Origin of the sequence: Methylosinus sp. R-45379 (assembly GCF_001644125.1) — a bacterium.
GTDB lineage: Bacteria > Pseudomonadota > Alphaproteobacteria > Rhizobiales > Beijerinckiaceae > Methylosinus.
On the sequence record NZ_LUUM01000066.1, the window covers coordinates 1 to 1432 of the forward strand.

Annotated in this window: 2 protein-coding genes; both read left to right on the forward strand. The window is 63.1% G+C overall.

The features are described from left to right. Positions 1–1131, forward strand: a 1131-nt coding sequence (locus tag A1351_RS03780) for a DUF4153 domain-containing protein (protein WP_064032260.1), incomplete at its 5' end; no start/stop codon positions are given. Positions 1132–1144: 13 nt separating this feature from the next. Then, the coding region (locus tag A1351_RS03785; protein ID WP_157096077.1) for a response regulator at positions 1145–1432 on the forward strand (288 nt) is incomplete at its 3' end.

Sequence of the window (1432 nt, forward strand, 5' to 3'; positions counted from 1 at the left end):
CCGTTCTGGCTGATCGGCGATATTCTTCGTGCGCGGAGGCTGACACGGAGCAGGCGCAAGACCGTCCAGCCTGCGGGGACGCTGGTCGCCTGGATCGTGCCGATCGGGCTGTTTCTCGTATTTCTGTCGCTCTTTGCGACGGCGAATCCCTTAATCGACGAATGGGTGAGCCGATTGGATCCGACGCGCGGATTCGAGCTGATCTCGTCGATACGAATCCTGTTCTGGCTGACAATCGCGTGCCTCATATGGCCGTTCATTCATCTGCGCTGCCCGCGTAAGCCGGCGCAGCGAAAAGCGCCCGCATCTGCCAGCCAGAAGGACGACGGCGCGCTGCTCGACGCCAACGCGGTGCTGCGATCACTGTTCCTGTTCAATGCCCTGTTCGCCGTGCAGACGTCGCTGGACGTCGCCTATCTCTGGGGTGGATTGGCGCTGCCGCATGGCCTCACCTATGCCGCCTATGCGCATCGCGGCGCCTATCCGCTGCTGGCGACGGCAGTGCTCGCCGCCGCCTTCGTACTCATAGCGATGCGTCCGGGCGGCCCAGCCGAAAGGTCGCGACACATAAAGCCATTGGTGCTGATCTTCGTCGCGCAGAACTTCATGCTCGTCCTGTCGTCGATGTTTCGGACAGGGCTCTATGTCGACGCCTATTCCCTCAGCGAGCTGCGGCTTTCGGCGATGATCTGGATGGGCCTAGTCGCTGTCGGCCTCATGCTGATCACCGTCCAGATCGTCGCGCGAAAATCGAACAAATGGCTCCTCGACGCCAATGCGCTGGCCGCGGCCGTGACGCTCTACTTCTGCTGCTTCCTGAATTTCCCTCACATCGTCGCGAGCTACAATGTGGCGCATTGCGCCAAGACGAGCGACGCCGGCCTGGCGCTCGACGTCGACTATCTTCTTTCCCTCGGGCCGCAGGCGATCCCCGCCTATGATCGATATGTCCGGCTCTACGCCGAACGGACAGGGCGCCGCCCGCCGCGAGAGGAGGTCTTCGCCCGCTCCTCCACCATCGCCGATATCGACTGGCGCAGCTGGACCTTTCGCGGATGGCGCCTGAAACGATATTTCGATACAAATCCGCCGGGCGCGACGCCGACGAGCGACGACGCCTCTGACAAATGATAGGCGCGCTTCCGTGGCCCACCGCATTCTCGTCGCCGACGACGATTCCCACATTCGCGACATCATCTGCTTCGCGCTGGAGAAGGCCGGTATGAAGACGGTCTCCGCCTGCGACGGAGCCGAGGCGCTGCGCCGCTTCTCCGAGGAGACGCCGGATCTCGTCGTGCTCGACGTCGGCATGCCGGAAATGGACGGCCTGGAGGTTTGCCGCCGAATCCGCAAAACCTCGGATGCGCCGATTCTATTCCTGTCCGCGCGCGACGAGGAGATCGACCGGGTGATCGGCCTCGAGATCGGCGGT